We start from the raw sequence: 25867 nt of genomic DNA, 5'->3' as shown, positions 1-25867 counted from the left end.
GGCCACCACACGGCCAGCGAGGTTTGACCAAAGCAAGGCAAGAGCGTGGAGAGGTTGGGGCCGCGGCTCCCGCCGCCGGGCTGGAACCCGGGCGCCGCGATCATACCTGCAGGCGGCGGGGCACGGGCGCGGAGCCTGTCATCGGGCCGCCGCGCTACGCGCAGACCCGTTGGCGCTTCTCACCAATGAAGGGCTTATGACGCAGTAAGGTTAGAGGACGGAGCCGGCAGCGCGAGGCGGATGCCGGGCGTGCCACTTTGGACCGGGGCCGCGCATGTAATGCCGCTGGGGACGATAGGGGTCGCAGGCGCGCTCGATCAGGCGGTGCCACCGTGCCATGATCGCATCCAGGCGGCGGAGCAACATGGCAACCTCTCAGTGCGGCTTGCCGAGGACGAAGGCGAAGGGCAGAACGAAGATCTCTTCGTCGAAATCGTCGCTGACATGCACGACCCAGTCGCGCCAGTCTTCCGCATCCCGCCCCATGATGAGCGATCGAACGATGCAGGCGGCGCGGTCGCGCGCCTCGGCGAGGTCGCTCACCGCTTCGCCGCTTCGGTCGAGCCGGACTTCCCGGGAGTTTGAGCAGTGGAAATAGACCTGGGTCATGTCGGGCCTCCTCTCGCAGGCGATCTGCATTGTTGGTCGCAGGCTAGCCGGACAAGGTTCTGGGACTCTGTGATACGCCTCACAGTCGTCGCTTAAGATTTTGTTAAGACTGTAGTGATCAAACTTTAGGCATGGAATCGCAGCGGAACCGGACCTCCCGAGCCGGCAGTTGCAAGAGAAGGCCGGCGGCGTAACGCCCGTCGGCCTTTTCTCTTTACGACCCGCAGCAATCGTCACTGATATTCACAGCGCTGTGAATTCGCCGCCGGAACCGGCATCTTACCTTGCCCGTTCGCTCTTCATGTTCACATGGAGAATGAGCGATGACAAAACTCACACTGCTCGGCGCGGCCGCCATCCTTGCGATGGGGCTCGCGACGCCTGCGCTCTCGCAGGAAGCCACCCAGGAGCCCGGCATGATCGGCTTCTCCCACCCGAACTCCGACTATCTGCTCGGCGGATACGGCGTGCGCACGCCGAGCCGTTATGACTACAGCTACTACTACGGCCCGCGCGTGTATGGCCCGCGCGTGTATTATCGCCCGGGCTATGTCGGCGGACCGGTTGGCGTGGCAGTCGGAACGGCGGCTGCAATCGCGGGTGCGCCGTACGTCGATTCATATGCCTATTATGACGGGCCCGGCTATTGGTAGAGCCGGACTAGCAATTTCAAAAAAGCGGCCGCAAGGCCGCTTTTTTGTCGGCTGCTTGGACCTTCAGCGGGTGGCTGCGGCATAGGACGACAGCAGCGCGAGGCAGATGATCGTGTTCAGCACGGTCGCGCCGAGGACGAACTCGATCGCCTTGCCAACGCCATCAAGGCGGCTCAGGCCTTGCATGCGAATGGCGCGCATGGTTCCAGTGTCATCATCCAATGTCCTGAGGGTTGAGGTCTCATGAGCAACCGCATTCTCGTCCTTTATGGCTCTTACCGTTCCGACCGCATGGGCATTCGTCTCGCGCAGTTCGTTGTCGAGGGGTTTCTCGCGCGCGGCGATGATGTCGAGTTGATCGACGCCAAGGCGATCGGCCTGCCGATGCTGGACAGGATGTACAAGGAATATCCGAAAGGCGGTGCGCCCGCGGCGCTCGAAGAACTTGCGGGAAAGATCCGCAGCGCCGACGGCTTTGTGTTGGTGACCGGCGAATATAATTGGGGCATGCAGCCGGGGCTGAAAAATCTCACCGACCACTTTCTGGAAGAATGGTTCTGGCGGCCGGTGGCGATCGCGAGCTATTCGGCCGGCCGCTTCTCCGGCGCACGCGCCGCGCTCGCCTGGCACGGCACGCTCTCGGAAATGGGCATGGTGGTGATTTCGAGCTCGCTCGCGGCCGGGCCGATCGCGCAGACGCTGAGTGAAGACGCCAAGCCGATCGGCGAGGGCGGCAAGGCGCTGGCGCACGCGTTTCCGCGCTTCGCCGATGATCTCGTATGGTGGATGGAAGCGGCACGGGCGCAGCGGGAGCGCAAGAAGCCGCCATATTGAGGGGCGTATCTCCCATGCCTCGAATGAAGCGCAATGTTGGCGAAAACGCACCCACTTTTCGCCACGGCTGGACAGCAGATTGCGAATTGCCTGCCATCTTCCGCCTTTCTTGAGCTGCCGCAGGCAGCTCGTCCATTTGCTTCATGCACGGGTAGAATTGATGTCGCCAACGAAAGCGCGCTGCGGCCTGCTTGTTCTTGCGTTGATGGCCGCGCTCTCCGGCCCGGCTGTCGCGCAGAATCTCGATCAGGGCAAACCGGCATCAAAACTGTTTGCCGAAGGTTGCGCGTCCTGCCATCGCAGCCCGCGTGGGCTCGCCAAGGGCCGCTTCCACCTCACGCTCTATTTGTTTTTGCAAAAGCACTATTCCACCGGCGCGAGCTCGGCCTGGGCGCTGACGTCCTATCTGGAATCCATCGATAGCGAAAAGCGCGCCGCGGCGAAGCCGCAGGCAGCGTCAGCCAAGTCGCGATCATCGATGCGTCCGCCGGCGCCGGTGCCGTCGCGATAGACCGCGTCGCCATCGCTTGCTCACGGCAGCGCTGCGAAATCTCCCCGACGCGGCCATCTTTTCGACTTTTGCCGGCATAGCATCATGAACATGTGTGGTGGCGGGGAGTAGTGACGATGGTAGTGGCTGAACTTCAGACCAAGGTGGAGAAGTACGAGAGCCGGGCCGGCAAGTGCGAAGCAAAGGCCAAGGAGGCCACGGACAAGGCGCAGCAGGCCTTCTACGAAGGGCTGGCCGGCTACTACGCGAGCCTGGCCACCGATTTCCGCAAGATTCTCGAGAAGCGAACCGCGTAGGGCGGTATCACGAACCGCGTAGGGCGGTATCACAAAGTAGGGCGGATAGCCAACGGGTCCGCGCGACGCGCGGCCCGATGACAGGCTCCGCGTAGTCCGCCGGCCTTCGGCGCGTGACGGATTGACATCTATGTACTCACGCGCCGCCGATGGCGCGGGTGATCGTTCCGCCGCCGCCGCAATTGGGGCATGGAGAGCCGTTGATTCGGCCCTTGCCGTGACATTCGGGGCAGATGTCGTCGCCGGTGCCGGGCGTTCCACGGGGTGCTTCATCGCCGGGATTGAGCATTGAATTCGCCGCCTGCATCTGGGCGTTCGAGCGCGATTTGGTGCTTTTCGGATTTGGCGCCTTGTTCCGCATGTTGCGTACCTCCTTGAGGGATTTGCGACAACGCCGTTGCGGGGAGGAGGTTGCGAGGATGCGCAACCTTCGCCGCTGCGAAAGCGTTGCAATGACATGACGGAACACCCGACGATGCACCCCATGACGGACTTCAACCCATCAGAGCCCGCAATCCTGCACGACCTTGCAAGCGACGAGATCATCACCTGGACCGGCGACGAGGCCGACGACTTTCGCCGCTTCAGCCGCGCGCGCGACGACGGCACGGTGGCTTGGCGGCAATATGTGTTCAACGGCTGGGGGAATGTGATGGGTGGGTGAGAGCGCGCAGGCTACTTGTTAGGGCCGCCGCGATAACTCCTTGCCGCGTTCGGCGAGCTTCACCATCACCTGCAGCGCCTGATTGGTCGGCGTCGCGATGCCGAGTTCGGCGCCCTTGCGCACCACATGGCCGTTGAGGAAATCGATCTCGCTGGGCTTGCCGCGGGCAAGATCCTGCGCGGTCGACGACATCTGGTTCGGCATCATGGCGGGGATGTTCAGGATATGCTCCATGAGGTCATCGGGAATCGAAACACCGCTGGCGCGAGCGACGGATATCGCTTCCTGCACCGCGCTTGTGACGACATCCCGCGTGCCTTTGACTTCCAGCATCGGTCCGTAGGGGATGCTCGCCACCGCAGACAGCGCGTTGAAGGCGCAGTTGATGATCAGCTTGCTCCACAGCGTCCGTTCGATGTCGTCGGCGATCGTGATGCCGATGCCGGCGGCCTGAAGCATCTCGGCCAGCGCAGCGCTCGCAGCCGAGGGGCCGATGGCGAGATCGCCGCCGCCGTGATGCCTGACGTGGCCGGGGCCGGCCATCTCGCTGCCGACATAGACGACGACGGGAATGACGGCGTGGCCGGTGACGGCAGAGAGACGCGGTGCATTGTCGACGCCGTTCTGCAGGCTGAGCACGGAGGTTTCCGGCCGCAGTCGTCCGACGAGCGACTGGCCGGCCTCTTCGGTATCGGCCGACTTCACGCAGACCAGCACCAGATCGGGTGGGGCGAGGGTGGTCGTGTCGGTCGCGGCGTGGGCGGGCAGGTGCTGCTTGAAACTCTTGGTGTCCAGCAAGAGGCCATGGGCATTGATGGCGTCGACATGCGGCTGCCGGCCGATGAAGGTCACGTCATGCCCGGCTTTGAGCAGCAGTCCGCCATAGTAGCATCCGACCGCTCCGGCTCCGACGACTGCGACTTGCATGTTCTCTCCCTTCGGCTGAGTGGGTCGGTAGCTGATCTGAGCCGATGCCGCAATTCCGGGGCTGACCTCTAATTCCTGTGACCCAATCACCACACTCGAACTGAATTGCGTCGAGGAGGCCGTGCCTGATCGCGTTCGGCCACGCTTCCGCCCGGATTCAGGCCCGCGATTGCCGCGTGTTGGTTTTCGGCTTGGGCTGGGGCGCGAGCGGGGGATTGCAACGTGTCTTGCATTGGCTGCACCAGTACTTCGTGCGTCGACATCAGGGCAGGCCGTACTAAACTTGAAGCGCCATTGATTGCGGCCGCGCGCACACGGAAATTCATCCGACTGCTTGCTGTTACGCTGGGAGCGGCGTCGCTCGCGGCCTGCGCGCAGTCCTCGGTCGTTACCCAAAAATCCGAACTTCGCGCCAGCCGGCAGGCGTCGTTCGATCAGGATCGAACGACAACGTCCATGATGAAAAGGCGGGTAGCGGCGGTGAGAAAACACACCGCCTCGCGCAAGGATGCACGCGGGACCAAGACGGCTTCGCATGGCATCGCCAGCTTCTACACCGAGGGAACGAAGACAGCGAGCGGCGAAAAATTCAACACGCTCGAAATGACCGCCGCCCATCCGACATTGCCGTTCGGCACCAAGTTGCGCGTGACAAACGTCGCGAGCGGCCAGTCGGTGACGGTGCGGGTCAATGACCGCGGTCCCTATGTTCGGGGGCGCATTGTCGACGTCTCCTATTCCGCAGCCGACGCGCTGGGAATGGTGGGGAAGGGCGTTGCCAAGGTCAAACTCGACGTCGTGCAGTAGCGGCTACCGGATAATCGCAATACACTCGAATTTGCGCGGCGGATGCGTCAGCAGTTCGGCGCTCTCGACGATGCGCATTTCCTCGGTCCCGCTCTTCGCGGTGCGTTCCAGCACGGCGAAGATGGCGGAGGCGGCGTGGCTGAGCGCTTCCGGCGTGCCTGCGCCGCGGAGGCGGGCGGATACCAACAGCGCGGCAAAGAGATCGCCGGTGCCGTTCGGGCTGATCGGTACTTTCGGCGTGCGCACGCGCCACGCCTTTGCGCGCTCGATGGCCAGCGTCTCGATCTCGCCCTCCGGCGTATCGGCCAGCTCGGCGCTGGTGACGACGATTGTCGACGGGCCATGCGCCATCAGCGCGCGCGCCGCCGCGATCGCCTGATCGATCGTCGCGGCTTTCGTTCCGCACAGCCATTCGAATTCGAAATGATTGGGCGTGGTGATATCGGCGAGCGCGCAGAGATGATCGCGCACCAGCGGCGGGATATCGGCGTGGACGAACAGGCCGCGGTCGCGATCCCCGAGCACGGGATCGCAGCAATAGCGCAGCGCCGGATTACGAGCCTTGGCGCGCGCGACAAAGTCCGCGACCACCTTGGCGTTATCGGCCGAGCCGAGATAGCCCGACAAAATCATCTGCGCGCCATCGACCGCGCCGCGCTCCTCGATGCCGCGCAGCAGATCGGCAACGAGATCTGCATCGAGCACGCGGCCGCGGATGGTCGGATAGCCCGGCCGGTTGGAAAGCAGCGTGGTCGGCACCGCCACCACGTCGATCCCGTGCATCTGCATCGGAAACACCGCGGCGCTGTTGCCGACATGGCCGAAAGCGACCTGCGACTGAATCGAAATCACGTTCATGCGGATAAGTCTGGGAAATGCCGAATTGCCGGGGCGGGAACCTGCCGAGGTTAACACATTGGTTATTTGTTTGCGGGCATTTTCACGATCCTATTCAACAAAGAGGCACCATGTCTGACATCACCATTCCCGGCGGGCGGATTCGTTCTTTCGTTGAGCGGATCGAGAACATCGACAGCGAATTGCAGGAGCTGAACGAGCAGAAGAAGGAAGTGTTTTCGGAGGCCAAGGGCGAAGGGTTTGACGTGAAGATCCTGAAAGAGATCATCAAGCTGCGCAAGCAGGACCAGGACGAGCGCGACGAGCGCGAAAGCCTGCTCGATCTCTACATGCGCGCCATGGAAACCGCGCCGCCGGAGAAGGAAGCGAAGGCGGCTTGAGCCTGCCGGCACATTTCTGAATACAACTCATTTTTCGTCATGGCCGGGCATAGCCGTCCAAAGGACGGCGTCGCTTGCGCTCGCCTATGCCCGGCCATACACGTCTTTGTGCGTCATCGCGCAATGGCGTAGATGGCGGCCCCGCCATTCAATCGCGAGAGTGGCGGATTTTCCGGCTGCAATGCGGAAAATTCCAGCGAACCTTTGCGGCTGGTCGCGCGACCAACGGCCGGTTCCGCATTCTGCCACCGCATGTGTGCATTGCAACAATCGACTATTGCAGCGCAGCAAAATGATTATTAGGTCCGTATTTCAGCTACCTATGGAGAATTGAAGTGAAGAAGATTTCCCTGTCCATCGCTGCCGCCGCTCTGCTCGCGATCCCGGCTGCAACTGGCGCTGTCGCAGCCGAGTTGCCGTCCTATGAAAAGGCGGGCTTTCCGGTTTCGGCCGTGCAGGTTCAGGTGCTGGGCGCTGAAAACGTCCAGGAGGCATCGCGGGTCGCCGCGTCGGCCACGCCGTTTCAGCTCAGCGTGCTGACGCCGCGGGGCAAGATCACGACCGCACAAGGCCAGATCGACACCACCGGTCGCGCCGTTCGCTGAGCGCAGCCGCTTGATCGGCGCTTGAGCTGGCGCCGACTGAGCGCCTTGCCGAAGTTTCAAAAGCCCGCGATGTCCTCGCGGGCTTTTTTGTGATGAGTGCGTGCGGCATCCGCGCAAGCACGAAGCAAACGTGTTGTTAAGAATCGGCCCGCGCTGATTTGTGCGATTCCGATTCGTTCTTTGCGAACAAAATGGAGTCGGATGAAGAACAAAGCTGCGGTGCTGCTTTTTCTTTGCTGGCACCGTCGCTATCGCATTCGTGCGAGCTGCGTAACGCGCGGCATCAAAAGATCGGCTCGCCGATCGCAACTTCACTGCGCGGGCCCAGCACGATCACATTGCCGTCCGCATCCTTCGCGCCGAGGATCAGGAGTTCGGACGTGAAGCCTGCGATGTTCTTAGCACCGAGATTGCAGACGCATACGACCAGCGAGCCGAGCAGGGCAGCCGCTCATAGTTGGTGATTTGCGCGCTCGACCACATGATCCTGTCAGCGCCGATATCGACTCCGACTTTGTAGGACGGATTGCGCGCGCGGAGAAACGGTTGCACTCCACGACCTTCCCGATCCGGATATCGAGGCGGGCAAAATCATCGTAGGTGGCTTGGGGCTTTAGAGGTTGGGGCTTTAGTGGCGGCATCTGTTGCTCACGGCTTGCGCTTTCGGCCGCCGAAGACATCCGCATCGAATTTCTGGGGATCGACGGGGTCGTAGCGCGACCAGTCCATGGAGGGGTCGTTGCCGTAGCGCGCCTGCCAGGCGGCATCGGTCTGGGGCGTGCCGGGGGCAACCGGCCGGATTTCGAAATGCAGGGTTTTGGTCGGGCCGGTTTCGCCGATCCGTCATTCTTGCCGATCGTCGCGCCCACGACGACCGGCCGGCCGTCGGTGCCGGCAATGCGGCCAAGCTGGGCGTAGCGCGTGAAGACGACACGGCCGTTGGGATAGGTGTGCTTCAGCACGACATAGCGCCCGCAACGGCCGATGCCGAAGGCGTCGACGGAGGCCTGTTCATCCTGCTCGACGCTGACCACGACGCCGTCGTCCATCGGCCGAACCGGCGCGCCTGCCTTGTCGTTGGTCATGTCGACGCCGGGATGGAATTCCGGAGTGCCGCAGCCGCAGTTCTCGGTCTAGGCAGCGGCCACGTCGCTTTTATCGGGCTTCTTGGGAGCCTCGAATTCGTTGACCAGAAGCCCTGGCCCCTCGGATGTCCGGAAGAGATGGATTGCAAACAAGGTGACGGGGCCGCCGAGCGGCACCTCGCCGGGCAGGTGCGCCCGGACCACGTCCTGGATGAAGAGCCGTGCCTCCTTACCTTTGGCCGAGCGCACCTTGATGCAGCGCGTCGCCTGAACGCCGTCGATCTGCTCCTCAGTGAACCCGAGCATTCGCATGGCCAGTGGGATCGACTGCACGGCGCATGTCTCTTCATACGAGACGAGCTTGAACTCGAGCCGCAACGGCGTTGCGCGATAGAGATCGAGGCCAGTCTGCGGATGCCGCTGCGCCAGCACATCGTCGAGATCGGCCGCCTGGTAGCGGCAGAAGTCGAAGGCGAGGGCGGGCGGGGCGAGAAGCGCCACGAGCCCAATCGCCAGGCACAAGCGCCGCAACGCCGCCGCGACACATGTTTTGCAATCGAGGAGAGCCCCAGCCATTCCCATCAAGTCCCCATCGCCGTGGTCCCGCCGAAACCGCCGGCGGGTGCGCCTCTGCCACCCCAGCGGTATGGCACAGCAGCGATGCCACCGGAAGTGAGACCGACGCGGTGACCCCTGGCGCAGAATGGACTAGCCTCGCTGGAGCCTGCCACCTCAACCTTCGAGCGCTTGGCCATGCACATTCTTCGCCCCCAGTTTCGCATCGAGGAGAGCCGCGCGCTGGCGTTCGCGGCCGAGCGCGGCTTTGGCGTGATCGTTGCCGCGGACGAGCGCGGCCCGCGCGCCTCGCACGTGCCGTTTGTCATTGAGCAGCGCGACGATCGCGTGATCGTCCAGATCCACCTCACGGCCAAAAATCCGCTTGTTCAACTTGCCGACGGCAACAGGCGCTTCCTGCTGATCGTCTCGGGCGACGACGCCTATGTCTCCAACGACTGGTATGCCTCGCGCGACAACGTCTCGACCTGGCTCTATGAGGCCGTGCATTTCTCCGGCGTCGCGCACTTGGCCGAGCGCGACGAGAACCGCGCCCACGGCGACGCGCTGCTCGCGGCCGCCGAGGCGCGCCTGCCGAAACCGCCCTGGGACCTCGCGCAGATGGAGCCCACCAAGCGCGAGACGATGCTCGCCTCGATCCGCGTCATCGACCTCGTCGTCGATGAGATCGAGGGCCAGTCAAAGCTCAATCAGCACAAGAGCGATGAGGACCATGTGGCGGTGGCTAACCAGTTGGCGCGCGCGGAGGAGACGGGGAGCAGAAGACTGGCCGAGAGGATGCGGACGCTGCGGCCGGGGCTGGGGTATGACGTTGAGCAGTAGCGCGGGTTAGCCAACGGGTCGAGCACGGCATCCGCGCGCAAGCACGAAGCAAACGCGTTGTTAAGAATTGGCCCGCGCTGATTTGCACGATTCCGATTCGTTCCTTGCGAACAAAATAGAGTCGGATGCAGAACAAAGCTGTGGTGCTGCTTGTCTCTCTGCTTCAGGTGGGCATCGGCTGGGGTTATGATCGTCCGACAGCGCAGGGCGCGAATTCATGACGAAGAAAACGGGCAAGCGGGCGTCGCGACATACGGTCCTCGTGATCGACATCGGCGGTTCGCGCGTGAAGGTCATGACCAGCAGGGAGCGAATCAGGCGCGCGTTTGCGTCCGGTCCCGAGCTATCGGCGAAAGTGATGGTGAGGAAGGTCAAGGCGCTGACGAAGGACTGGTCCTATGACGTCATCGCGGTCGGGTATCCGGGACCTGTGGTCAACAACCGGCCCTTGTCGGAGCCTCACAATCTCGGTCTCGGGTGGGCCGGTTTCAATTTCGAAAAGGCCTTCGGCCGCCCGACGAAGGTCGTCAACGATGCGCTGATGCAGGCGATCGGCAGCTATCAGGGCGGCCGGATGCTTTTCTTAGGGCTGGGAACGGGTCTTGGCTCCGCGATGATCGTGGATGGCATTCTGGAGCCGATGGAGCTCGCTCACCTGCCGTACCGCAATGGCAAGACATTCGAGCAATGCGTCGGCGCCGTAGCCCTCAAGCGCATTGGCAGGAAGAAATGGCAACGCGCGGTCGATGACGTCCTGAAGCGTCTGCTCGCCGCATTGGAGCCGGATTACGTCATGCTGGGCGGCGGCAACGCCGACAAGATCGACAAGCTGCCGCGCAAGGTCCGCCTCGGCGCCAACACCAACGCGTTCGAGGGCGGATTTCGGCTATGGAAGAAGGGGGCAGTCAAACCGCGCGGTGCACGCCGATAGAGAATGCCGCGCTGGCGGCGTCAGTGAGTAGGGCAGGCTATTGACGATCAGGGTCCGGTCGTTCGGTCGATTGCTCGAGCTCTTGCTCCCACGCGCCGTCAAACGGCCGGGACACTGCCGCCGTCTGGTCGCCGCGGATATCGGATGGTCGCGTGATCCTGCGCTCGTAGTGGGAGGCCAGTTGCAGCAACCGCCTCTTGACCAACGGGTCAGCTTGCTCGGCGAGGGCCCTGACTGTCCTTGCCCTTTCCCTGCAAAACTCGTCGTCCATATCCGTCCCCGGAACTCGAGCACCATGGGAGCAAGTGTAGGGCGGGTGGTTTGAACCGCGTATGCGCCAGATCACAGATCCGGACTCGAATGCCCCGAGGTGAAACGGGCTGCGCCATCGTCGGGGCCCTTTTGTTCTGGTGAGCGGGTTCCCAGCATCGCGGGCAGCCCGTAAGCTGTGTCAGCCGAACGCGTCCCACCTCTCGTCAGAGATCATCGCGGAACGCCGATCGAAGACGGAGAAGGAGGAGAGAACAGCGCAAGCTGCGACGCGGCATGGCCTTGAGAAAGGGAGGACACCGATGCTGCTGTCTATCGACCGCCGTCGCGCGCTTGCGCTCCTTGGCTCTTCCGTCGCCGCGCCGTGGCTTGTGCCGCGTGCGGGACGCGCGGCAGAGGCCTGGCCGATCCGGCCCGTAAAATATGTCAACGGTTTTCCGGCCGGCGGCGCCACCGACACGCTCTCGCGCCTGCTCTGCCAGAAGATGAGCGATCTTTCCGGCCAGTCCTTCGTGGTTGAGAACAAGGCCGGCGCCGGTGGGGTGCTGGGCACGGACGCGATCGCAAAGGCGCCGTCGGACGGCTACACGGTCGGGCTGGGCGGCATCGCCTCCAACGTGCTTGCGATCGGCAGCTACGCAAAACTGCCGTATCGCCCGCGCGAGGATTTCACCTTCATCACCGGCATGTGGCAATTGCCGAACATTTTGTGCGCGAAGAAGGACCTGTTCTCCGCGGACCTGAAGGAATTGCTCGCGGCATTCAAGAAGGAGCCGGGCAAATACACCTACGCTTCCGCGGGCTTCGGCACCACGCTGCATCTCTCCGGCGAGATGCTGAACAGCATGGCCGGCGTCCAGCTCCGCCACGTGCCCTATCGCGGCGCAGCTCCAGCGCTGAACGATCTGCTCGGCGGCAATGTCGATCTGCTGTTCGACAACCTGCCGGGCTCGCTGCCGAGCGTGCGCTCCGGCGCGATCCGCCCCGTGGCGGTCACCGCGAAGAAGCGGATCGCGGAGCTTCCCGACGTGCCCGCGTTCGCCGAACTGTTGCCCGGCTACGAGATGACCTCATGGACCGCGCTCATCGGCCCCGCCAACATGCCGCCCGACCTCGTCGCGCAGATCAACGCGCTCACCGCAAAGGCGCTGAACGACCCCTGGCTCAAACAGCGCTACGCCGACTTAGGCGCCACAACGTGGCCGACCACGCCGCAGGAGATCACGGCTTATCGTGATAGCGAGGAAGCGCGGTTGTTGCCGATCATGAAGGCGGCGGGAATCAAGCCGGAAGGTGGGTAAGGGGGAGGGATGCTCGTGGTCTCCGAGCCTCGCCTGCCGAGATCGCCTTGAGAGTTGCAGAGCCCATGACAAACGAGAGCGACAAAATGAAAGCGCCGCGTCTCGCGCCTGCGAGACGCCTGCTTTCTTCGGCTACTCCTCCCTCCTCAGGGAACACCTGTTTCGCTGCGGCGTTTCTGCTCGAGAGGAGGAATTCGCCATGAAATTTAGAGCATTGTTCATTGCAGCAGCCGTGCTGCTGATGCCGGCCGCCGCATTGGCGGCGCCGGGCGTCGTTACCACCACGGTCAGCCTGAAGGCCGGGCCCGGTGAAGGCTTTCCGACGGTCGACCGCATTCCCGGCGGCACCCGCGTCAACATCCACGGGTGCTTCAGAGGCAAGGCCTGGTGCGATGTGAGCTGGTCGGAGGATCGTGGCTGGGTGTCGTCGCGATATCTGCAATATCTCTACCGCAACCGCTACGTCTATCTGCCCGACTATGTCGACGAGATCGACGTTCCTATCGTGCCGTTCGTGCTGACCACGTACTGGTCAAGCCACTATGCGGGACGTCCCTGGTATCACCGCCGCGCCCACTGGAGCGGCTACTGGCGATCGCATGAGCATGTCGCGACGCGGTTGACGATCGACCGCTCGGCGGCCCGGATCGGCCGCGCGGCGGTCGCGCGCGATGCTGCGCTCCCCGGGGCAAGGACGCGTGTCGGTGTCGAGGAGAGGTCGCGTGCCCGCGTCGAGGAACGGACGCGCGCCGGTGTGACAGAGCGGAGCCGCGCCGGCGTGGCGGAACGCGTGACGCGGGAGAGGGACATCACGACGCGTGACGCACGCGAAGGGCGCGAACGCGCGGTGGTGCGGGACCGCATGACGCGCGAAGACGCGCGGACGGCGCGTGAGAGCGCGCGGCGGATGACGCGTGAGGACGCAAGAGCGACGGTGCGCGAGCAGCCGGCGACCCGCGGCCGCCCGCAGACGCCGCCGATCATGGCGCGCGGCCATGACGAACCGCGTGCGGCTGCGCCGCGGATGGAGCGTGCCACGCCCCGCATGACGCAGCCCGATGCGGCGCGCGGTGGCGGCGGCCCGCCGAACGTACGCGCGCAGCAGACGCCGGCTCCGGCCGCTCCGCGCGCAGCAGCGCCCGCGACGCCGCGGGGCGGCGCCGCGCCGCAGATCGCACCGCGCGGTGGTGGCGGTGGACCGGGCGGTGGTGGAGGCCCCGGTCAGGACAGGCGCTGATACACGAAAAGCCCGGCCTTGAGCCGGGCTTTTCTTTTGCTCGACGATCATCCGGACCACGCTTGGGTACTACGCTGCTCCAAGCGTGTATGGCGAGTTCGTCCTACTGCGTCATAAACCCTCATGGTGAGGAGCGCGAAGCGCGTCTCGAACCATGAGGCCCCGTCTGTGGCCTACATCCTTCGAGACGCCCGCTCTGCGGGCTCCTCAGGATGAGGGGTTGAGAAGTTATGACGCAGTAAAATTAGTTAGCGAGCGGGAACCGCCGCGAAATCGCCTCAACTGCCGAAATTTCATGCTGTTCCGCGATTTCTGGTGTCGGAACACACGACCCTGCCGCTCGTTCTAACTGGCGTAACAGCTCAACGCGTTCGACAGGAGTGTCCATGCGAAATGTCATTCTTCCGATTGTCACTGCCTTAGCGCTTGGTGCAGCGACACCTGCCGTCGCCTTCGATTCCGGTGACCAGATCTCGATGGAAACCGCGCTCGACGTCGCGACCGGTCTCGGCGTCATGACGGTGTCCTATACCCAGTTCCAAGGCGATCAGTGGGAGATCAAAGGCCGCGACCGCGCGGGCCGCTGGATGGAAGTCTATGTCGACTCGCGAACCGGCGAGGTGCGCCACATGAATCGCGGATGGTAGTCGCGTTCGCACCGGCGAGTAACGAGTAGCAAGCAGCCTGCATGAGCAAAGCGATATGCGGGGCGAGATGTGCCTGGGATGGAGTGATCCCGGATATCGCTGCGCTCATCCGGGCTACGTTTGCTACGCTACTAGCGCCACATGCCGCGCATGCGTTCGCGAATGTCGATCTGCACGTTTTGACCTGACGTCGGGCGTGCCGCCGGTGTCGCCGCCGGCCATATCTGCCGTTCGAACAGCTTGACCAGATGATCCGGTATGAAACGTGTCCGGGATGCATAGACATGACGGTCGCCGCGGGCATGCTGACCATGCACGAAGAAGCGCTGCGGCACGATCAGATGCAGATCGTCCTTGGCGCGCGTCATCGCGACATAGAGAAGGCGGCGCTCCTCTTCGAGTTCAGCCGTCGTGCCGGCGCCGAGATCAGACGGCATGCAGCCGTCGACAACGTTCAGGGCGTATACGGACTTCCATTCTTGTCCTTTTGCAGAGTGGATCGTGGACAGGATCAGATAGTCTTCGTCTCGCAGTGGTGGCCCGGCGCGATCGCTGGTCGCATCAGGCGGATCGAGCGTGAGCTCGGTCAGGAAGCGCTCGCGCGACGGATAACCCGAGGCGATCTGCTCGAGCTGTAAGAGGTCGGCGAGCCGGACCTCAGCATCCTCGTGGATTCGCTCCAGATACGGGGTGTACCAGAGCCTGATACGTTCGATGTCAACAGGCCATTCCGAATAACGGAGGTTAGTCAGCGTTTCGACAAAGGCGCTCCAATCCTGGCCGGCGCGGGGAGGCGTCGGAAGCGCTGCGAGCGCGGAGATCGGATCGGCCATTACGGTGGTTTGATCGAGAATGCGCTGGGCCGACGCGGGGCCGATGCCGGGCAGCAAATGAAGCACGCGGAATCCGGCGACGCGGTCCCGCGGGTTCTCGACGAACTTGAGCAGCGCAAGCACATCCTTGACGTGGGCGGCGTCCAAAAACTTCAGGCCGCCGAACTTGACGAAGGGAATATTGCGCCGCGTGAGCTCGACCTCCAGCGGGCCGCTGTGTGAGGACGTCCGGAACAGAACAGCCTGCTCCTTGAGACGCGATCCTTCCTCGCGGTTCGACAGCACCTGCTCGACGATGTAGCGCGCCTGGTCGGCCTCATCGCGAACCGTGACCAGACGCGGCAGTTGCGCCGAATTACGCTCGGTCCAGAGGTTTTTGGTGAACCGTTCTCTGGCGAGTCCAATCACGCCATTGGCGGCCGCCAGAACCGGCTGCGTGGAGCGATAGTTGCGGTCGAGCGTGACCATCTCTGCTTTTGGGCTGAAGTGATCGGGAAAATCCAGAATGTTTCTGACGGTGGCCGCGCGAAACGAATAGATCGATTGGGCGTCGTCCCCCACCACGGTAAGGCCTCGTCCATCCGGCTTGAGCGCCAGGAGTATCGTTGCCTGAAGCCGATTGGTGTCCTGATATTCGTCGACCATGACATGATCGAACCGGCCGCCGATCTCCTGCGCGATTCCCGGCTCGGATACCATCTGCGACCACCACAGCAGGAGGTCGTCATAGTCGAGCACGTTCTGCTTCTGCTTGGCCTCGACGTAGCCAGCGAACAATTGCTTGAGTTCGTCCGCCCAGCCCGAACACCACGGATAATGCTGCCCGAGCACCGCATCGATAGGCATCTGCGCGTTCACGCAACGGGAATAGATCGCAAGGCATGTGCCCTTGGTGGGAAAACGACTCTCGGTCTTTGAAAATCCGAGCTCGTGGCGCACCAGATTGAGCAGGTCTGCCGAATCCTCGCGATCGTGGATCGTGAAGGCCGGATCGAAGCCGATAGCTTCAGCGTATTCGCGCAGCAGCCGCGCCCCGATGCCATGGAAGGTCCCGGCCCAGGTCAGCGCCTCCGTCATGATACCGGCCTTGTCGCCGAGCACGCGGCGCGCGATGCGTTCGACACGCTGCGTCATCTCGGCGGCGGCACGGCGCGAAAACGTCATCAGCAGCATGCGGCGCGGATCCGCGCCCTTGATGATCAGGTGGGCAACCCGGTGCGCAAGCGTGTTGGTCTTTCCCGATCCAGCGCCGGCAATGACAAGAAGCGGCGAGCCTATGGTTCCGTCCGGGGCGATACCATGCTCGACGGCCCTGCGCTGCTCGGGATTGAGGCTTTCCAGGTATTGATCGGTAGTTTCAGCGAGCACGAATCACCCCATGTCGATCGGAGGATCGGCGGATTCGCTGAAGGTCGCAATGAGGGATGTCCGCGGCTCGCCTTCGGCTAATCCGCCCTACGCTTGCTTCTCCTTGACATGTCAGCGCTCCGCCGCCCGAATGGCGAACAGCGCATAAGCGCCCGTCGCGGTGTCTCACCCGGCGCAAAAAAAACGGGAGGGTTTGCGGATGTTTCGCCAGGTCAGCAATTTGGTCAGAAATCTCGCGCTTGCGGTGCTTGCGGCCGCAAGCCTGCTCGGCGCCGGAAACGCGCAAGCGGCCTTCCCGGAGCGGCCGATCACGCTGATCGTGCCGTGGGCCGCCGGCGGCGGCACCGACGCGGTCGCGCGCCAGATCGCGAGCATGCTGGAACGCGATCTCAAGCAGCCGGTGAACGTCGTGAACCGCACGGGCGGGTCGGGCGTGGTCGGCCACCAGGCGATCGCCACCGCCGCGCCTGACGGTTACACGTTCGGTCTCATCACGCTCGAGATCAACCTGATGCACTGGGTGGGGCTCACCGATCTCACCTGGGAGAAGTATACGCCGATCGCGCTGGTCAATCAGGACCCCGCCGCGATCCACGTCAAGGCGGACTCGCCCTACAAGACCGTCAAAGAGCTGTTCGCGCATATCAAGGCGAACCCGAACAAGGTGGTGGCCTCGGGTACGGGGCAGGGCGGAAGCTGGCATGTCGCGCTCGCCGGCCTGATGCAGGCCGACGGCGTTTCGCCCAGCTCGATCCGTTGGGTGCCGTCCACCGGCGCCGCGACCGCGCTGACCGATCTGGCGGCCGGCGGCGTCGACTTCGTCGCGTGCTCGATGCCGGAAGCCGAGGCGCTGATCAAGGCGGGGCGTATCCGCAGCCTCGTGTTCTTCTCACCCAACCGCGCGCCGAACTTCCCTGATGTGCCGACCACCGAGGAGGCGACGGGTCACAAGTGGCACAAGGGTGTGTGGCGCGGCTTTGCGGCGCCGAAGGGCCTGCCGAAGGAGATTGCCGCGCAGTACGAGACCGCAATCAAGAAGATCTGGGACAGCGAAGAGTTCAAGGAGTTCATGAACAGGCGCGGCTTCGACATGATCTATCTGGACTCGGCGAAGTTCGGAGAGTTCATGAAGGCGGACAACGAGGACAACGGCAAGGCGCTGAAGTCGCTCGGGCTGGCGAAGTAAGTGAATAGTGAGTGGCGCCGTAGCCCGGATGAGCGAAGCGATATCCGGGCGGTGCTAGAGTTGTCCCGGATGTCGCTTCGCTCATCCGGGCTACTTACTGCTTGCTGACGATATCGCCTCCCGGACCCGGTGCAGATACTCTTCTGCAGTACACCGCAGGGTCCAGATACAAAATCGCGAAAACAACCCCATGCAAAGTAGCGAGCGTAGGGCGGATGACGCCTTCTCGTCCTGCGCTTGCTTGCGAAACCTGCGACGTGTTCTCACCCCTGTGCTTGCGGCGGCGCGCCCGTCAGCCCTGCAGGAGCGTGGGTTGAACAGGGATGCAGGGTGACGTAAGCGTCCCCAATGAACCAGCCGACCAGCGGCGGCGATGCTCCAGCCCAGAAACCTGACACGAAATCGGCCCTGCTTGGGGTGGCGTGCGGCGCTGGCGCGGCGCTGTTCTGGGCGCTCGGCTTTGTCGCGACCCGGCACGGGCTGAAGGTCGGCTTCACGCCGCCGGACTTGCTGATGCACCGCTTCGTGTGGTCGGGGCTCGTGTTCCTGCCGTTCGTGCTTCGCGCCGGCATCGCCAATCTCAGCGGCATAGGATGGGGCCGCGGGCTGGTGCTGATGGTGCTGGGCGGGCCTGTGATGTCGCTCATCAGCTATACCGGCTTCCTGTTCGTGCCGCTCGGACATGGCAGCGTCATCCAGCCTTCCAGCGCGACGCTCGGCGGCCTGCTGCTGGCCGCGATGTTCTTGCGCGAGCGGGTTCCGCCCTCGCGCGTGCTGGGGGCGGTCGTCATCATCGGCGGCCTTGCGGTGATCGGCGCCGAGTCGATCGGCCATATCGGCGCCGATGGCGTGCTGGGCGATCTGCTGTTCGTGATGACCGGATTGATGTTCGCCGTGTTCGGCACGCTGCTGCGCCATTGGCGTGTCTCCGCGTTCTCGGCCGCCACCGTCATCAGCGTGCTGTCGCTGACGCTGCTGCCGCTCTATGCTGTTATTAGTGGGTTTGCCTGCGTGGCGGCGCTGGGCCTTGGCGAAAACGCGCTGCAGGCGCTGGCACAGGGCATCCTGGCCGGCCCCGCTGCGTTGTATCTGTTCGCATTCTCGGTTCAGACCATCGGCGTCGCCCGCGCCGCGGTGTTCCCCGCGACCGTGCCGGCGCTGACGATCCTCGCCGGCTGGCTCCTGCTCGGCGAGCCCCCGACCGCGCTGCAGGCGGCCGGACTGGTCACGGTGCTGCTCGGCTTCTATCTGGCGCAAAGGCAGCGGTGAGGCGGAAAACCCTTGAGCCTGAACGAGAGGAGGCCTCGCAGCGACAAAGGTTTATCGAGTTGGAGAAAGCATCCCGGCAAGTCCGAAATGGAAATCGCTGCCATCGTGACCGAAACGACAAGGCTTCGGCTCTTTGCCGCCCTCGGGCCGTTTCTTGCCTGGCTCTACTGCATCGCGTTTCTCGCCGCCCGGACTGACGGGCCGATTTTCGAGGATGGGCGGTATTGGCTGCCGTCTCTCATGGTCTGCTACGCGTTCTCGATTCTTCCCATGCTCTTTACCGCGTGGGTGGACCGCCGCCTGTCAGACAGATGGTGGCGTTCACTCGCCTGTGGCCTGGCGGGCTTCGGAATCGCTTTCGTCCTGTACTACGGCCTCATGCACGAGGGCCCCTCGGCGGCCGAGCATGCGAAGACCTTCCGGCAGGACTGGTTCTATGTGGCACTTGTGTGGGGGTTACCCGCCGTTGTCTGTGCGTGGGTGATGGGACTGACGAACCCTAGGGAAAGCGCAGATGTATTACGATGACAGTGCAGTAAACTAGCACTTCGTCATCGGTGAATTGAATGCGCTGTCACCGCAATTCCCCGGTGAATTAAATGCACTGTCGCCGCAATTCCCACGCCTTCAGGGTCGTTTTCGTCGAACCAGTTTTGCGCGGCGTCCGCACTTGCGAAGACGTGCTCGGGGTCGTTAACGTCTTTGCTGGTGTCGATCAGCGCCTCCATTGCGGCCTGCCATTCCGGCGGGCCTTACAACGACCCGAGCGCTAGCAATTGGTAAGATTTCGTTAACCTTACGAGAGCAAGACTTTGCCTGCCGGGGCTGGGCGCATCATGAAAGGAAAACCCCATGCCAAATCTGGAAGAGGCCATCCGCGAACGTGCCTACCACCTGTGGATGGCCGACGGTCAGCCCGAGGGCCAGGCAGACATCTATTGGCTCAATGCTCAACGCGAAATTCTCATGACATCGCTTGAAAGCTCGGGCAGCAACGCTCCCGCCGCAGCACCCCTCGACACGGGATTTGTTGCGACGAAATCCGCTAAGGCAAAGACTGCCCGATCGGGGAAAAGCAAAACCCGCGCCGCATAGTTTCCCTGCGAGTATCGTCACCCGGACCCTAACGACGACTCCGTCGTCAGCGGAGGGGAGAGCCTGCTCCCCCGCTGGTTCGTCGAAATAAATCGACGCAAATTTTCAAGCAAGTAGGGCGGGTTAGCGAAGCGTAACCCGCCGGCTCAGTCGCGGAGAACGGCGGATTACGCCTTCGGCTAATCCGCCCTACGCTTGCTGTCACCGTAATCGCCGATCTGGAATTGCGGCTGATTAGGTCTGTAGGGCGCAATAGCGAAGCGTATTGCGCCGTCCATTACCGGTGCATCATTGGCAAAGTTAAGTGCACTGTCACCGTAATTCGGATGTTCGGGCCGTACGGCCTTGCTACCGACTTTCCGAAAATTGAGTGCACTGTCACCGTAATGGCCATCCGGCAGAGCCCTTGTCCGACAACGTGCTCACCCTTCGCAAGTGAGAAAAAATCAAGGCCCGCCGGTTCACGCTGGCGGCCTTTCGCGATGGGAACATGTCATGCTTAGAGCGCAGCACTCCAGCTTGCCGTGATGCGAGCTTTATGCTCGACTGCCGGCGCGTCCTTTTTCCAAGTTAAGGGAGAGCTGAGCATGAAGAAAATAGTTCTTGTCGGTCTTGCGATCTTCGCTGTCTCCACTTCTGGCGCTTTGGCAGCTAAGAAAACGACGAAGCCGAAGGCACCTGCCGCCGCCGCCACGACCACGACCACGGTTGGCGCAGCTCCACCCATGTTGGGCCAGGTTAGTGCCAAGGACCGCGAGCTATATGAGAAAAATCAACGCGACTCCGGCATGAAGAAGAAGTAGCGGGACAAGCTACACCAGCGCGCGATTGCGCGCGCTGGATAGGCTAACAAGGTAAGGCCGCCTCAGTTGGCGGCCTCTTTCAGAACCTCATACTCGAAGGCCACGCCCTCAGGGTCGTTCTCCGCAAACCACGTTTCAGCGGCATCCTGATTAGCGAACACCTTGATGTGGTCGACGTCGGATTACGGTGACAGTGCTGGCACCGTAATGCCGCAATTGCGTAACTAGGCGGGCTTTCTCACTTTTTGCGTCTCATGCATCCTCGTATGGATCATAGCGATATTGATGATCACCACGGGATAATGGCTCTCTGACAGCTCCGCCTTGGGGGAGGCGGACGTGAACTGAAAATTTTACTCTACTGGCTCTTTGATCGGTACTGGATGCCGTAGATACGATGTGAGAGTCACCGACCTGAACGCTGGGCTCACCGTCCTTGGTCTCCGCAAGAACAAGCACGTCGAAATCAACTCGCGTGAAAAAACCGCTCGTTCCGCCTGACATGAGATTGCCCTCAGAGCCAATATACCCTTCAGCCGCCACGTTATCCCCTCCGGGGAGTTTCTGTGCCTCGCGGATTCCATCGAGGATCTGTGTGAGGCTCCGTGCAACGAAAGTTTTGAGATCCAATGACTAACCTCCGCCGCCAATGAAACTTGTAAGGGCTGGAAGAAAGGGGCTAACCACGCCAATGTGGTCCGCGCAGACACCAATGAATTTTTGATAGGCCTGCAAGAATCCACCTCGCCCGCGCTCGCGCTTCATGTCTTCGAGCGCTGCCAGCATCTCGTCCAGCTTGTTTTGATCACCAACGCCATTCCGAAGAGCGGCGGCCACATCGCCAAAAACACTGTCAGCGACAACGTTCACCGAATTGTCTTGCGACCCAACGTTAACGCGAGAGTTCGATCCGCTCACATGAAAGGTGTAGTTGCCTCCGGAATTGAGCGGAAAGGTGCCCTTGCGCCTTACTTTGATTTGGAAATGTGGACCCATGCCGGCCACGCCTACGTTGTAGAACGTGGGATCGATTACCTCGAAGGTTTCCTCGGTGCCATTGGGAAGCTTCCGCCGAATTTCATCGCCGGGCTCAACAACGGCATCTGCCGTCGCGGCTACAATAATGAGATCGCGACCTGCAAACTTGGCCTTTCGCGTGGCTCGGATCGTGCCGTCCGATGCGACGACCGTGCAGGCTTCATCCGAGAGAAGTGGCATCGTGTTTGGTGCTCCTTGGATTGGTGGATCGCGAATTGGAGGGACTCTAACCCTCGTCCCCATGATTAAAAGGCACAGGGACGAGGGTCATCTTCAATGGCGGCGGCAGCCGACTATCAGCTACACCCCGTCGTGCTGCCACACGTATCGCACTTCATACACGTCCCATTCCGCACCAAGGTAAAGTTGCCGCACTCCGAGCACATCTCGCCTTCGTAGCCCTTGGCCTTGGCTTCTGCCCGGCGTTCGGCCTTGCTCGGCGCGACCGCTACCGCAGCGCTGCCGGCCTTGCTCCATTGCAGGGCTCCCAGCTTTTCTGTCGGCGACAGGTCGTGCTGGGATTCCTGCCTTAAGGCCACCGCGCCTTCGTGCGCATCGGAGGCGCGGGCGCTGGGGCCGTGGCCGCCGATTGCGGTGACGTTGTGGGACCCGCGGGCGTCCGTATCGCCGCCGCGCATGACGACGAGGTTGTCCGTGCGCGAGCGAGTCAGGCCCTTCGACAGATATTTGGTGGCCTGCTGGCCCTGGTCGGACGGCTCCTTGCCTTCCTCGACGCCCTTGCCGAGCGCGTCGAAATTCGACTCGGTCGGATCGACATGGGCGAGGTCGAAGCGCGACATGTAGCTGACCGCGAGCTCGCGGAACACATAGTCGAGGATCGAGGTCGCATACTTGATGGAGTCGTTGCCCTGCACCGGGCCGGCCGGCTCGAAGCGGGTGAAGGTGAAGGCGTCGACATATTCCTCCAGCGGCACGCCGTATTGCAGGCCGAGCGAGACGGCGATCGCAAAGTTGTTGATGAAGGAGCGAAGCGCCGCGCCTTCCTTGTGCATGTCGATGAAGATCTCGCCGAGACGGCCGTCGTCATATTCGCCGGTGCGCAAGTACACCTTGTGGCCGCCGACCACCGCCTTCTGGGTGTAACCCTTGCGGCGATCCGGCATCTTCTCGCGCTCGCGCATCACGACGATGCGCTCGACCAGCTTCTCGACGATCTTTTCCGAGACCTGCGCGGTGCGCGCCGCCATCGGCTTCTCGTAGAGCGCCTCCACCGCATCGTCCTCGTCGTCATCGTCGGCGATGAGCTGCGAGTTCAAGGGCTGGGAGAGTTTTGAGCCGTCGCGGTAGAGCGCGTTAGCCTTCAGCGCGAGCTTCCAGGACAAGAGATACGCCGCCTTGCAGTCCTCCACCGTGGCGTCGTTCGGCATGTTGATCGTCTTGGAGATCGCACCCGAGATGAACGGCTGCGACGCCGCCATCATGCGGATGTGGCTCTCGACCGAGAGGTAGCGCTTGCCGATCTTGCCGCAGGGGTTGGCGCAGTCGAACACCGCGTAATGTTCTGCCTTGAGGTGGGGAGCTCCCTCCACCGTCATCGCGCCGCAGATGTGCACATTCGCAGCCTCGATCTCGCGCTTGGTGAAGCCGAGCGCGGCGAGCAGGTCGAAGCCGGGGGCGGCGATCGCTTCCGGCGCAAGGTTCAGCGTGTCGCGCAGGAAGTCTTCGCCAAAGGTCCACTTGTTGAAGGCGAACTTGATGTCGAAGGCGGTCGGCAACGCCTTTTCCACCTTGGCCAGCGCTTCGTCGGTGAAGCCTTTTGCCTTCAGCGTGGTGGCGTTGATGCCGGGCGCGTTGGAGAGCGAGCCGTGGCCGACGGCGTAGGCCTCGATCTCCGCGATATGCGCTTCGCTGTAGCCGAGCGCCCGCAGCGCTTCGGGCACGGCCTGGTTGATGATCTTCCAGTAGCCGCCGCCGGCGAGCTTCTTGAACTTCACCAGCGCAAAGTCAGGCTCGATGCCGGTGGTGTCGCAATCCATCACGAGGCCGATGGTGCCGGTCGGCGCCACAACCGTCGTCTGCGCATTGCGGAAGCCGTTGGCTTCGCCGAGCGCCAGGGCGTCGTCCCAGGCTTTCGTCGCATGCGCGATCACGTCGCCTTGCGGGCAGGAGGCGTGGTCGAGCGGCACCGGGTTGACCGAGAGCGCCTCATAGCCCGAGGCGTGGCCGTGCGCGGCGCGGCGGTGGTTGCGGATCACGCGCAGCATGTGCTGGGCGTTCTTCTTGTAGCCGGGGAAGGTGCCGAGCTCGGCCGCCATCTCGGCCGAGGTCTTGTAGGCGATGCCGGTCATCACAGCGGTCAGCGCGCCGCACAGCGAACGGCCTTCCTTCGAGTCATAGGGCAGGCCCATGGTCATCAGGAGGCCGCCGATGTTGGCAAAGCCCAGGCCCAGCGTGCGGAACTCGTAGGAGAGTTCGGCGATCGCCTTCGAAGGGAATTGCGCCATCATCACGGAGATTTCGAGCACGATGGTCCAGAGCCGGCACAGGTGCTCGTAGGCCTCGACGTCGAACCGCTTGGTGGTGGTCGAATAGAACGTCAGCAGATTGGCGGAGGCGAGGTTACACGCCGTGTCGTCCAGGAACATGTATTCCGAGCACGGGTTCGACGCGCGGATGTCGCCAGACGCCTTGCAGGTGTGCCAGTCGTTCATGGTGGTGTTGAAGTGCAGGCCGGGATCGGCCGAGGCCCAGGCAGCGTGGCCGATCTTCTCCCAGAGCTCGCGGGCCTTGAGAGTCTTGGTAATCTTCTTGTTGGTGCGGCCGATCAGATTCCACTCGCCATCGGTTTCGACGGCGCGGAGGAAATCGTCCTTCAGCGAGACCGAGTTGTTGGAGTTCTGGCCGGAGACGGTCAGGTAGGCTTCCGAATCCCAGTCGGTGTCGTAGATCGGGAAATCGATGTCCTTGTAGCCCTGCTTGGCGAACTGAATCACCCGCTTGATGTAATTGTCGGGCACCAGCGCGCGGCGCGCCAGCTTGATTTCGCGGCGAAGGGCAGGGTTCTTCTCGGGGTCGAAGCAGTCGTCGCCACTGCCTTCGCAGTTCACGCAGGCCTTCAGCACGGCCTTGAGGTGCTTCTGGTTGATCTTGGAGCCGGTGACGAGGGCTGCAACCTTCTGCTCCTCCTTCACTTTCCAGTCGATATAGGTCTCGATGTCGGGGTGATCGACGTCGACCACGACCATCTTGGCCGCGCGGCGCGTGGTGCCGCCGCTCTTGATGGCTCCCGCTGCGCGGTCGCCGATCTTGAGGAAAGACATCAAGCCGGACGAGCGGCCGCCGCCGGACAGGCGCTCGCCTTCGCCGCGCAGGCGGGAGAAGTTCGAGCCGGTGCCGGAGCCGTATTTGAACAGGCGCGCCTCGCGCACCCAGAGGTCCATGATGCCGCCCTCGTTGACGAGGTCGTCCTCGATGCCCTGGATGAAGCAGGCGTGCGGCTGCGGATGCTCGTAGGCCGACTTCGATTTCGTCAGCTTGCCGGTCTTCCAGTCGACGTAATAGTGGCCCTGGCCGGGGCCATCGATGCCATAGGCCCAGTGCAGCCCGGTGTTGAACCATTGCGGCGAGTTCGGCGCGACCATCTGCTTGGCGAGCTGGTAGCGCAGCTCGTCGTAAAACGCCTGCGCGTCTTCATCGCTGGAGAAGTAGCCGCCCTTCCAGCCCCAATAGGTCCAGCAGCCGGCGAGGCGATCGAACACCTGTTTTGCGCTGGTCTCGCCGACATAGCGCTCGCTTTCAGGGAGCAGGGCGAGGGCCTCGGTGTCGGGCACCGAGCGCCACAGCCACGATGGGACGGTCTCTTCCTCGACCTTCTTCAGGCGCGCGGCAACGCCGGCTTTACGGAAGTATTTCTGCGCCAGCACGTCGGAGGCGACCTGCGACCAGAACTGGGGCACTTCGACATTCTCAAGCCGAAACACGACCGAACCGTCGGGGTTGCGGATCTCCGATGTCGTCAGCCTGAAATCAATCCCTGCATAGGGTGACTGGCCGGAAGTGGTGTTGCGCCGTTCGATTCGCATAGTTGTCGTGCCCCGTCTTCTTGCCCGGTCCGCATTTCCTGCGGTTGCCGGATGTTTCAGTGAGCGAACCTTCGGGACCAAGGTTGAAGACAACCTTGGCCCTTGAGATCCGCAAGCTCTACCGGTGGACCCGGCCCTGTTTCTGTCTTCGCCACCCCAAGGGCTCGTCCCGCCTTCTCGGCGAGCCCAACCCCTTCCTTCGGTTTGAGCATGGTCTGT

General features: G+C 62.8%; 29 protein-coding genes and 1 pseudogene. 18 read left to right on the top strand and 12 right to left on the bottom strand.

The window, feature by feature from the left end:
* Positions 1 to 375: 375 nt before the first annotated feature.
* On the bottom strand, positions 376 to 609 hold the full coding sequence (locus YUO_RS0105435; protein WP_028346366.1) for a DUF6894 family protein: 234 nt from the start codon (positions 607 to 609) through the stop codon (positions 376 to 378).
* A 323-nt stretch (positions 610 to 932) separates the two neighbouring features.
* Between YUO_RS0105435 and YUO_RS39810 the strand changes: the two genes are divergently transcribed.
* Positions 933 to 1262 carry a hypothetical protein gene (locus YUO_RS39810; protein WP_051379232.1) on the top strand — a complete coding sequence of 110 codons (330 nt, stop codon included), beginning with the start codon at positions 933 to 935 and terminating at the stop codon, positions 1260 to 1262.
* Positions 1263 to 1325: 63 nt separating this feature from the next.
* Here the strand turns inward: YUO_RS39810 and YUO_RS45975 are convergent, their stop codons facing one another.
* A complete protein-coding gene (locus YUO_RS45975) occupies positions 1326 to 1463 on the bottom strand; it encodes a hypothetical protein (protein ID WP_156908486.1) in 138 nt (45 codons plus the stop codon).
* Between the two features lie 42 nt (positions 1464 to 1505).
* Here YUO_RS45975 and YUO_RS0105420 point away from each other — a divergent pair, with 42 nt between their 5' ends.
* From YUO_RS0105420 to YUO_RS0105410, 3 genes are all read left to right on the top strand, one after another.
* Positions 1506 to 2096 (top strand): NADPH-dependent FMN reductase, encoded by a 591-nt coding sequence (locus tag YUO_RS0105420; RefSeq protein ID WP_028346365.1) that lies wholly within the window; start codon positions 1506 to 1508, stop codon positions 2094 to 2096.
* A gap of 160 nt (positions 2097 to 2256) precedes the next feature.
* Complete coding sequence (locus YUO_RS0105415; RefSeq protein ID WP_035725898.1) at positions 2257 to 2607, top strand: hypothetical protein; 351 nt, start codon at positions 2257 to 2259, stop codon at positions 2605 to 2607.
* Between the two features lie 116 nt (positions 2608 to 2723).
* Positions 2724 to 2903: a hypothetical protein gene (locus tag YUO_RS0105410; RefSeq protein ID WP_028346363.1), complete on the top strand. Its 180-nt coding sequence runs from the start codon at positions 2724 to 2726 to the stop codon at positions 2901 to 2903.
* A gap of 136 nt (positions 2904 to 3039) precedes the next feature.
* On the opposite strand, the gene YUO_RS39805 is transcribed toward YUO_RS0105410, so the two are convergent.
* Positions 3040 to 3264, bottom strand: coding sequence for a J domain-containing protein (locus tag YUO_RS39805; RefSeq protein WP_035725896.1), 225 nt, complete (start codon positions 3262 to 3264; stop codon positions 3040 to 3042).
* A 123-nt stretch (positions 3265 to 3387) separates the two neighbouring features.
* On the opposite strand from YUO_RS39805, the gene YUO_RS0105400 reads away from it, so the two are divergent.
* On the top strand, positions 3388 to 3567 hold the full coding sequence (locus YUO_RS0105400) for a hypothetical protein (protein WP_235782625.1): 180 nt from the start codon (positions 3388 to 3390) through the stop codon (positions 3565 to 3567).
* 18 nt (positions 3568 to 3585) lie between these two features.
* Here YUO_RS0105400 and YUO_RS0105395 read toward each other — a convergent pair whose 3' ends face one another.
* Positions 3586 to 4494, bottom strand: coding sequence for a ketopantoate reductase family protein (locus tag YUO_RS0105395; RefSeq protein ID WP_028346361.1), 909 nt, complete (start codon positions 4492 to 4494; stop codon positions 3586 to 3588).
* A 294-nt stretch (positions 4495 to 4788) separates the two neighbouring features.
* Here YUO_RS0105395 and YUO_RS48870 point away from each other — a divergent pair, with 294 nt between their 5' ends.
* On the top strand, positions 4789 to 5301 hold the full coding sequence (locus tag YUO_RS48870) for a septal ring lytic transglycosylase RlpA family protein (RefSeq protein WP_051379231.1): 513 nt from the start codon (positions 4789 to 4791) through the stop codon (positions 5299 to 5301).
* A 3-nt stretch (positions 5302 to 5304) separates the two neighbouring features.
* Here YUO_RS48870 and pdxY read toward each other — a convergent pair whose 3' ends face one another.
* Entirely contained in the window at positions 5305 to 6159 is an 855-nt protein-coding gene (gene pdxY, locus YUO_RS39800) for a pyridoxal kinase PdxY (RefSeq protein WP_035725894.1), read from the bottom strand.
* Between the two features lie 110 nt (positions 6160 to 6269).
* Here pdxY and YUO_RS0105380 point away from each other — a divergent pair, with 110 nt between their 5' ends.
* Together YUO_RS0105380 and YUO_RS0105370 are read left to right on the top strand one after the other, a co-directional pair.
* Complete coding sequence (locus YUO_RS0105380; RefSeq protein WP_028346359.1) at positions 6270 to 6539, top strand: DUF2312 domain-containing protein; 270 nt, start codon at positions 6270 to 6272, stop codon at positions 6537 to 6539.
* 335 nt (positions 6540 to 6874) lie between these two features.
* Positions 6875 to 7144 carry a hypothetical protein gene (locus YUO_RS0105370; protein WP_028346358.1) on the top strand — a complete coding sequence of 90 codons (270 nt, stop codon included), beginning with the start codon at positions 6875 to 6877 and terminating at the stop codon, positions 7142 to 7144.
* Between the two features lie 283 nt (positions 7145 to 7427).
* On the opposite strand, the gene YUO_RS47595 is transcribed toward YUO_RS0105370, so the two are convergent.
* From YUO_RS47595 to YUO_RS0105350, 3 genes and pseudogenes are all read right to left on the bottom strand, one after another.
* Positions 7428 to 7538, bottom strand: coding sequence for a hypothetical protein (locus tag YUO_RS47595; RefSeq protein WP_235782644.1), 111 nt, complete (start codon positions 7536 to 7538; stop codon positions 7428 to 7430).
* Positions 7539 to 7542: 4 nt separating this feature from the next.
* A pseudogene (locus YUO_RS47590) lies at positions 7543 to 8235 on the bottom strand (hypothetical protein); the annotation flags it as partial.
* A 42-nt stretch (positions 8236 to 8277) separates the two neighbouring features.
* Entirely contained in the window at positions 8278 to 8730 is a 453-nt protein-coding gene (locus YUO_RS0105350) for a hypothetical protein (RefSeq protein WP_156908484.1), read from the bottom strand.
* Positions 8731 to 8982: 252 nt separating this feature from the next.
* On the opposite strand from YUO_RS0105350, the gene YUO_RS0105345 reads away from it, so the two are divergent.
* From YUO_RS0105345 to YUO_RS0105315, 5 genes are all read left to right on the top strand, one after another.
* On the top strand, positions 8983 to 9627 hold the full coding sequence (locus YUO_RS0105345) for an FMN-binding negative transcriptional regulator (protein WP_028346356.1): 645 nt from the start codon (positions 8983 to 8985) through the stop codon (positions 9625 to 9627).
* Between the two features lie 217 nt (positions 9628 to 9844).
* Complete coding sequence (locus tag YUO_RS0105335; RefSeq protein ID WP_028346355.1) at positions 9845 to 10558, top strand: ROK family protein; 714 nt, start codon at positions 9845 to 9847, stop codon at positions 10556 to 10558.
* 572 nt (positions 10559 to 11130) lie between these two features.
* Entirely contained in the window at positions 11131 to 12129 is a 999-nt protein-coding gene (locus YUO_RS0105325) for a Bug family tripartite tricarboxylate transporter substrate binding protein (RefSeq protein WP_028346354.1), read from the top strand.
* Positions 12130 to 12328: 199 nt separating this feature from the next.
* Positions 12329 to 13366, top strand: coding sequence for an SH3 domain-containing protein (locus YUO_RS0105320; RefSeq protein WP_028346353.1), 1038 nt, complete (start codon positions 12329 to 12331; stop codon positions 13364 to 13366).
* Positions 13367 to 13752: 386 nt separating this feature from the next.
* Positions 13753 to 14013 carry a PepSY domain-containing protein gene (locus YUO_RS0105315; protein WP_028346352.1) on the top strand — a complete coding sequence of 87 codons (261 nt, stop codon included), beginning with the start codon at positions 13753 to 13755 and terminating at the stop codon, positions 14011 to 14013.
* Positions 14014 to 14144: 131 nt separating this feature from the next.
* Here the strand turns inward: YUO_RS0105315 and YUO_RS0105310 are convergent, their stop codons facing one another.
* Complete coding sequence (locus tag YUO_RS0105310; RefSeq protein ID WP_028346351.1) at positions 14145 to 16214, bottom strand: ATP-dependent helicase; 2070 nt, start codon at positions 16212 to 16214, stop codon at positions 14145 to 14147.
* Positions 16215 to 16413: 199 nt separating this feature from the next.
* On the opposite strand from YUO_RS0105310, the gene YUO_RS0105305 reads away from it, so the two are divergent.
* The 3 genes from YUO_RS0105305 (at position 16414) to YUO_RS0105295 (ending at position 19197) form a co-directional block, all read left to right on the top strand.
* Positions 16414 to 17400 (top strand): tripartite tricarboxylate transporter substrate binding protein, encoded by a 987-nt coding sequence (locus tag YUO_RS0105305; RefSeq protein WP_051379230.1) that lies wholly within the window; start codon positions 16414 to 16416, stop codon positions 17398 to 17400.
* A gap of 348 nt (positions 17401 to 17748) precedes the next feature.
* Positions 17749 to 18669 carry a DMT family transporter gene (locus YUO_RS0105300; protein WP_028346349.1) on the top strand — a complete coding sequence of 307 codons (921 nt, stop codon included), beginning with the start codon at positions 17749 to 17751 and terminating at the stop codon, positions 18667 to 18669.
* 12 nt (positions 18670 to 18681) lie between these two features.
* Positions 18682 to 19197: a hypothetical protein gene (locus tag YUO_RS0105295; protein WP_156908483.1), complete on the top strand. Its 516-nt coding sequence runs from the start codon at positions 18682 to 18684 to the stop codon at positions 19195 to 19197.
* A gap of 23 nt (positions 19198 to 19220) precedes the next feature.
* Here YUO_RS0105295 and YUO_RS45970 read toward each other — a convergent pair whose 3' ends face one another.
* Positions 19221 to 19397 carry a hypothetical protein gene (locus YUO_RS45970; RefSeq protein ID WP_156908482.1) on the bottom strand — a complete coding sequence of 59 codons (177 nt, stop codon included), beginning with the start codon at positions 19395 to 19397 and terminating at the stop codon, positions 19221 to 19223.
* A 124-nt stretch (positions 19398 to 19521) separates the two neighbouring features.
* Between YUO_RS45970 and YUO_RS39790 the strand changes: the two genes are divergently transcribed.
* Positions 19522 to 19764: a DUF2934 domain-containing protein gene (locus YUO_RS39790; RefSeq protein ID WP_035725889.1), complete on the top strand. Its 243-nt coding sequence runs from the start codon at positions 19522 to 19524 to the stop codon at positions 19762 to 19764.
* 587 nt (positions 19765 to 20351) lie between these two features.
* Complete coding sequence (locus YUO_RS0105280) at positions 20352 to 20567, top strand: hypothetical protein (RefSeq protein ID WP_156908481.1); 216 nt, start codon at positions 20352 to 20354, stop codon at positions 20565 to 20567.
* Between the two features lie 633 nt (positions 20568 to 21200).
* On the opposite strand, the gene YUO_RS43605 is transcribed toward YUO_RS0105280, so the two are convergent.
* Positions 21201 to 21785, bottom strand: coding sequence for a hypothetical protein (locus tag YUO_RS43605; RefSeq protein WP_051379229.1), 585 nt, complete (start codon positions 21783 to 21785; stop codon positions 21201 to 21203).
* A 116-nt stretch (positions 21786 to 21901) separates the two neighbouring features.
* The gene (locus YUO_RS0105265; protein WP_028346346.1) at positions 21902 to 25648 is read right to left on the bottom strand and encodes a vitamin B12-dependent ribonucleotide reductase; all 3747 of its coding nucleotides are present in this window, start codon (positions 25646 to 25648) and stop codon (positions 21902 to 21904) included.
* Positions 25649 to 25867: the final 219 nt, after the last annotated feature.

The organism is Bradyrhizobium murdochi (assembly GCF_000472965.1).
Classification (GTDB): Bacteria; Pseudomonadota; Alphaproteobacteria; order Rhizobiales; family Xanthobacteraceae; genus Bradyrhizobium; species Bradyrhizobium murdochi.
Note: the sequence above shows the minus strand (reverse complement) of the source record. Positions and strands in the feature narration are given on the sequence as shown.

Coding starts and splice junctions, on each gene's coding strand:
- YUO_RS0105410 (WP_028346363.1), top strand. CDS start 2,724: ATGGTAGTGGCTGAACTTCAGACCAAGGTGGAGAAGTACGAGAGCCGG.
- YUO_RS0105415 (WP_035725898.1), top strand. CDS start 2,257: ATGTCGCCAACGAAAGCGCGCTGCGGCCTGCTTGTTCTTGCGTTGATG.
- YUO_RS0105300 (WP_028346349.1), top strand. CDS start 17,749: ATGAACCAGCCGACCAGCGGCGGCGATGCTCCAGCCCAGAAACCTGAC.
- YUO_RS0105335 (WP_028346355.1), top strand. CDS start 9,845: ATGACGAAGAAAACGGGCAAGCGGGCGTCGCGACATACGGTCCTCGTG.
- YUO_RS0105280 (WP_156908481.1), top strand. CDS start 20,352: ATGAAGAAAATAGTTCTTGTCGGTCTTGCGATCTTCGCTGTCTCCACT.
- YUO_RS45975 (WP_156908486.1), bottom strand. CDS start 1,463: ATGCGCGCCATTCGCATGCAAGGCCTGAGCCGCCTTGATGGCGTTGGC.
- YUO_RS0105320 (WP_028346353.1), top strand. CDS start 12,329: ATGAAATTTAGAGCATTGTTCATTGCAGCAGCCGTGCTGCTGATGCCG.
- YUO_RS45970 (WP_156908482.1), bottom strand. CDS start 19,397: ATGGAGGCGCTGATCGACACCAGCAAAGACGTTAACGACCCCGAGCAC.
- YUO_RS0105265 (WP_028346346.1), bottom strand. CDS start 25,648: ATGCGAATCGAACGGCGCAACACCACTTCCGGCCAGTCACCCTATGCA.
- YUO_RS0105315 (WP_028346352.1), top strand. CDS start 13,753: ATGCGAAATGTCATTCTTCCGATTGTCACTGCCTTAGCGCTTGGTGCA.
- YUO_RS39790 (WP_035725889.1), top strand. CDS start 19,522: ATGCCAAATCTGGAAGAGGCCATCCGCGAACGTGCCTACCACCTGTGG.
- YUO_RS39805 (WP_035725896.1), bottom strand. CDS start 3,264: ATGCGGAACAAGGCGCCAAATCCGAAAAGCACCAAATCGCGCTCGAAC.
- YUO_RS0105435 (WP_028346366.1), bottom strand. CDS start 609: ATGACCCAGGTCTATTTCCACTGCTCAAACTCCCGGGAAGTCCGGCTC.
- YUO_RS0105420 (WP_028346365.1), top strand. CDS start 1,506: ATGAGCAACCGCATTCTCGTCCTTTATGGCTCTTACCGTTCCGACCGC.
- YUO_RS0105395 (WP_028346361.1), bottom strand. CDS start 4,494: ATGCAAGTCGCAGTCGTCGGAGCCGGAGCGGTCGGATGCTACTATGGC.
- YUO_RS0105345 (WP_028346356.1), top strand. CDS start 8,983: ATGCACATTCTTCGCCCCCAGTTTCGCATCGAGGAGAGCCGCGCGCTG.
- pdxY (WP_035725894.1), bottom strand. CDS start 6,159: ATGAACGTGATTTCGATTCAGTCGCAGGTCGCTTTCGGCCATGTCGGC.
- YUO_RS0105325 (WP_028346354.1), top strand. CDS start 11,131: ATGCTGCTGTCTATCGACCGCCGTCGCGCGCTTGCGCTCCTTGGCTCT.
- YUO_RS0105380 (WP_028346359.1), top strand. CDS start 6,270: ATGTCTGACATCACCATTCCCGGCGGGCGGATTCGTTCTTTCGTTGAG.
- YUO_RS39810 (WP_051379232.1), top strand. CDS start 933: ATGACAAAACTCACACTGCTCGGCGCGGCCGCCATCCTTGCGATGGGG.
- YUO_RS0105400 (WP_235782625.1), top strand. CDS start 3,388: ATGACGGACTTCAACCCATCAGAGCCCGCAATCCTGCACGACCTTGCA.
- YUO_RS0105305 (WP_051379230.1), top strand. CDS start 16,414: ATGTTTCGCCAGGTCAGCAATTTGGTCAGAAATCTCGCGCTTGCGGTG.
- YUO_RS43605 (WP_051379229.1), bottom strand. CDS start 21,785: ATGCCACTTCTCTCGGATGAAGCCTGCACGGTCGTCGCATCGGACGGC.